This window comes from Syntrophobacterales bacterium (assembly GCA_019429105.1).
Classification (GTDB): domain Bacteria; phylum Desulfobacterota; class Syntrophia; order Syntrophales; family UBA5619; genus DYTH01.
Genome location: JAHYJE010000084.1, coordinates 1 through 3,611 on the forward strand (window position 1 = coordinate 1; position 3,611 = coordinate 3,611).

Annotated in this window: 5 protein-coding genes; 3 read left to right on the forward strand and 2 right to left on the reverse strand. The window is 49.9% G+C overall.

Features of this window, described 5'->3' with window-relative positions; all coding sequences use genetic code 11:
• Positions 1–17 precede the first annotated feature (17 nt).
• Entirely contained in the window at positions 18–233 is a 216-nt protein-coding gene (locus K0B01_14715) for a hypothetical protein (protein ID MBW6487395.1), read from the reverse strand.
• Positions 234–681: 448 nt separating this feature from the next.
• Between K0B01_14715 and K0B01_14720 the strand changes: the two genes are divergently transcribed.
• The 3 genes from K0B01_14720 to hflC all read left to right on the forward strand — a co-directional run bounded on the left by K0B01_14720 (position 682) and on the right by hflC (position 3,209).
• Positions 682–1,038 carry a hypothetical protein gene (locus tag K0B01_14720; GenBank protein ID MBW6487396.1) on the forward strand — a complete coding sequence of 119 codons (357 nt, stop codon included), beginning with the start codon at positions 682–684 and terminating at the stop codon, positions 1,036–1,038.
• A gap of 214 nt (positions 1,039–1,252) precedes the next feature.
• Positions 1,253–2,254: an FtsH protease activity modulator HflK gene (hflK, locus tag K0B01_14725; protein ID MBW6487397.1), complete on the forward strand. Its 1,002-nt coding sequence runs from the start codon at positions 1,253–1,255 to the stop codon at positions 2,252–2,254.
• Positions 2,247–3,209 carry a protease modulator HflC gene (gene hflC, locus K0B01_14730; protein ID MBW6487398.1) on the forward strand — a complete coding sequence of 321 codons (963 nt, stop codon included), beginning with the start codon at positions 2,247–2,249 and terminating at the stop codon, positions 3,207–3,209. The genes hflK and hflC overlap by 8 nt, the downstream gene beginning before the upstream one ends.
• Here the strand turns inward: hflC and K0B01_14735 are convergent.
• Entirely contained in the window at positions 3,178–3,519 is a 342-nt protein-coding gene (locus K0B01_14735; protein ID MBW6487399.1) for an ATP-binding protein, read from the reverse strand. The genes hflC and K0B01_14735 overlap by 32 nt on opposite strands.
• Positions 3,520–3,611: the final 92 nt, after the last annotated feature.

Sequence of the window (3,611 nt, forward strand, 5' to 3'; positions counted from 1 at the left end):
GGGCAAGGAGATTTTTATCATTCATGGTTCAATTCCTCCTTGGGCATATAAGCCGGGGCAAGCCCGCTTGCGGCATAGTCTCTGAACCATTTTTGCAATAAGGCCGGATTTTCTTTTGCCAGGTCGGTGGTGTCAACGATGTCAGCGATTTCTGTAGCATCAATGGTTTTTCTCAGTCCGGTGGCGTTTCTGGCTTTGTCCTGAGGAAGCAGATAAAAGCAGCGCCTCAGCACTGCTTTGTGTAGCTATCGTAATTACCGCGAGAGCGGTTTCGTTCAACATATATTAGGCTGAAAAATTATATTGCAATATGATAATTCTGTATAGCACAATCATGGTGTGCTCTACTTAACATTATGAAAAAATGGCATTTTATGGTATCCTGGGCGAAAATATGAGGGACAGCCAATCATTTATGGTGAACTAATAAGGGCCATAATTATTCCCCTTCATGATACTTCCTTGAAGATTTCCTCCATAGGATAACGTTTGTCTGCATAATGCGCATATCGGAAGATTTTGAACCGACAAGACCGTGCGACACATAAGACATCCCCTCAAAACTGATTAAGCCTTTTTAAGTTTCCGGATATTTATAGGCAAGAGTGTTCCCGATTCTTCTTGACAAATAGAACGCTCGTTCTATTATTGGCGGTCTGATTTTCTCAAAGGAGAGAAATCATGTCCGCTCCTGCCGCCGTTTATCGCCCCCGCCACCCGCAAGATTCGGATTACTACCGCTGCGTAGAGGATTATTTTGAAACCTTTCTCCAAATCTATGATGAATATTTCTCCCGGCAATACGGATTCTGGCGGCCCTATGTCGAGCAGATGGTGCGTTATTACGGGTATTACAGCAACGTCTCGCGGGGAAAATGCCAAAAGGAAGGTCTGGATGACGCCATCCCCTGCATCCTCGAACCGCAGGGAAACATAAAGGCGTTCAGGAAAAGTTGGGCCAGGTTGATTCAGAAGATATACGAAACAGATCCCCTGGTCTGCCCGAAATGTGCCCCAAAATGCCCTCTTGTCGGGTGACTCGACCAAAAGATGGGATGATTTCTCAAAAGGGCGGCCACCGATCCATCTTTCTTACCCTGTCGCAGCGCCAGCCACCGGTTTTCGATGCAATACGATGCAAAATATCCCTTGACAAGCCAAAAGTAGTCCCCCTATACTCCCATCACGAAAAAGGAAGTTCTTATCAAACACAATAAATAATCTGCTCAAAACACTAGAAAGGGGCAAAACCATGAGTCAGGACCTGCTTTTTGATTTCAGCAAATTCCAACTGCCTAAAATCGATGGGAGAACCCTCCGTTGGATTGCGGCTGGAATATTCATTTTCATTCTGGGATCGTCATCGTTTTTCACGGTGAACCCGGAAGAGGTGGGGGTGATCCTCCGGTTCGGCCAATACACGCGGACGGCGAATCCGGGCATGAACTTCAAATTGCCTTTCGGTATTGAAGAGGTGACGAAGGTTCCTGTGGAGCGGCAGTTGAAGGTGGAGTTCGGCTTTCGAACGGAGGCGCAAAGGGATCGATCCAAATATTCCACCCGCGCTTACCAGCAGGAGTCGCTGATGCTGACCGGCGATTTGAACGCCAGCGAAGTGGAATGGATTGTTCAGTATCGGATCGCCGATCCCTACAAATTTTTATTCAAGGTGCGCAATACCACCCAGACTTTCCGGGACATGAATGAAGCATTGATGCGCGAAGTGGTCGGCGATCGTTCGGTCAACGAAGTGCTGACGGTCGGCCGGGTGGAAATCGCCGCGACCGTCAGCGAAAAATTGCAGGTACTGTGCGACCAATACGATACCGGCATCAAAGTGGACCAGGTCGTCCTGCAGGACGTCAATCCCCCCGATTCGGTCAAGCCGGCTTTCAACGAGGTGAACGAGGCGCAGCAGGAGCGCGAGAAATTGATCAATCAGGCCCGGTCGGAATACAACCAGATTATCCCCAAGGCCCGCGGAACCGCGGCGAGATCGATCGAGGAAGCCAAGGGGTACGCCATCGAGCGGGTCAATCAGGCCCGGGGGGAAGCCACAAAGTTCAACGCGGTCTTCAAGGAATATTCCAAAGCCCCGGAAGTAACCCGTCAGAGAATTTACCTGGAAACAATGAGCGAAGTCCTTCCCAAGGTCGGAAGAAAACTGATCACCGACGAGAAAACCAGCGGGATTTTGCCCCTGTTTCAGTTTACAAAGGAAGAGGCGAAAAAGGAGGAGAAGAAACATGAATAGCACAAAACAAAAAACCTTCGGCGGCCTGGTCGTTCTGATGATAGCAGGCCTGATCCTCCTGGTTTCTTCCGCCTTTATTGTGAACGAAACGGAACAGGTCATCATTACCCAGTTTGGAAAACCGGTGGGGAAGCCCATTGCTGAAGCGGGGATTCATTTTAAGCTGCCCATCATTCAAATCGCCAATTTTTTTGACAAACGGTTCCTAGCCTGGGATGGCGACCCCAACCAGATTCCGACCAAGGATAAGCGGTTTGTCTGGGTGGACAGTTACGCCCGCTGGCGGATCAAGGACCCCCTGCTGTTCTTCCAGCGGGTGCGCGACGAACGGGGGGCCAAAACCCGTCTGGATGACATCCTGGATGGGTTGACCCGCAACGCCATTGCCAACCATGATCTGGTGGAAATCATCCGTTCAACGAATCGCAGACTGGAAGTAAGCGGAGAGCAGGAGGAAATTCAGGATTCTGAAATCAACCTCAAGATTCAGCTCGGCAGAGAGAAAATTACCCGGATGATTATCGAAGCCGCTGCCCCCCGTCTGGATGTCCTCGGCATCGAATTGCTGGACATCCGCTTTAAGCGGATCAACTATGTGGAAGAGGTGCAAAAGAAGATATACGAAAGGATGATCTCCGAGCGCAAACGGATTGCCGATAAATTCCGCTCCGAAGGTCAGGGGGAGGCGGCCAAAATTTTGGGAGATAAAGGTCGGGATCTGAAAAAGATCGAATCGGATGCCTATCGGCTGGCTCAGGAAATCAAGGGAAAAGCGGATGCCGAGGCCACTACCATCTATGCCCAGGCCTACAATCAAAGTGCGGAATCCCGGGCCTTTTACCAATTCCTGAAAACCATGGATACCTATAAAACCACATTGTCGGAGAAAGACTGGCTGGTTTTATCAACAAAGGGCGACTTCTTTAAATTTCTCCAAAACCCGTCGGGGCGTTGATCATTGGAAGTGCGAGAGAGTAGTTCGAGCGCCCCTCCCGAAGTTCACAGAAACCTCGTCCTTCAGGCATGACGCCGACGGTGATATCCGGCATTGCGCTCAAGGCATGGGATATCCATTGCAGGGTTTTGCTTTTGCCCTGTCCGGGGTCTCCGGTGATAAGGGCAAAGCCGCCCTGCGGGATCATTGCCTGGACGCGGTGGGTAAAGTTTTCTGTTTCAGGAGTTACCCAGATGGCTTCGATAGGCAGGTTCTGCACAAAAGGGTTGTATTTGAGGCCGTAAAGGGCAAGGAGATTTTTATCATTCATGGTTCAATTCCTCCTTGGGCATATAAGCCGGGGCAAGCCCGCTTGCGGCATAGTCTCTGAACCATTTTTGCAATAAGGCCGGATTTTCTTTT

Excerpts from the sequence above, each read along its gene's own strand:
- K0B01_14720 (MBW6487396.1), top strand. The coding sequence starts at position 682 with ATGTCCGCTCCTGCCGCCGTTTATCGCCCCCGCCACCCGCAAGATTCG.
- hflK (MBW6487397.1), top strand. The coding sequence starts at position 1,253 with ATGAGTCAGGACCTGCTTTTTGATTTCAGCAAATTCCAACTGCCTAAA.
- hflC (MBW6487398.1), top strand. The coding sequence starts at position 2,247 with ATGAATAGCACAAAACAAAAAACCTTCGGCGGCCTGGTCGTTCTGATG.
- K0B01_14735 (MBW6487399.1), bottom strand. The coding sequence starts at position 3,519 with ATGAATGATAAAAATCTCCTTGCCCTTTACGGCCTCAAATACAACCCT.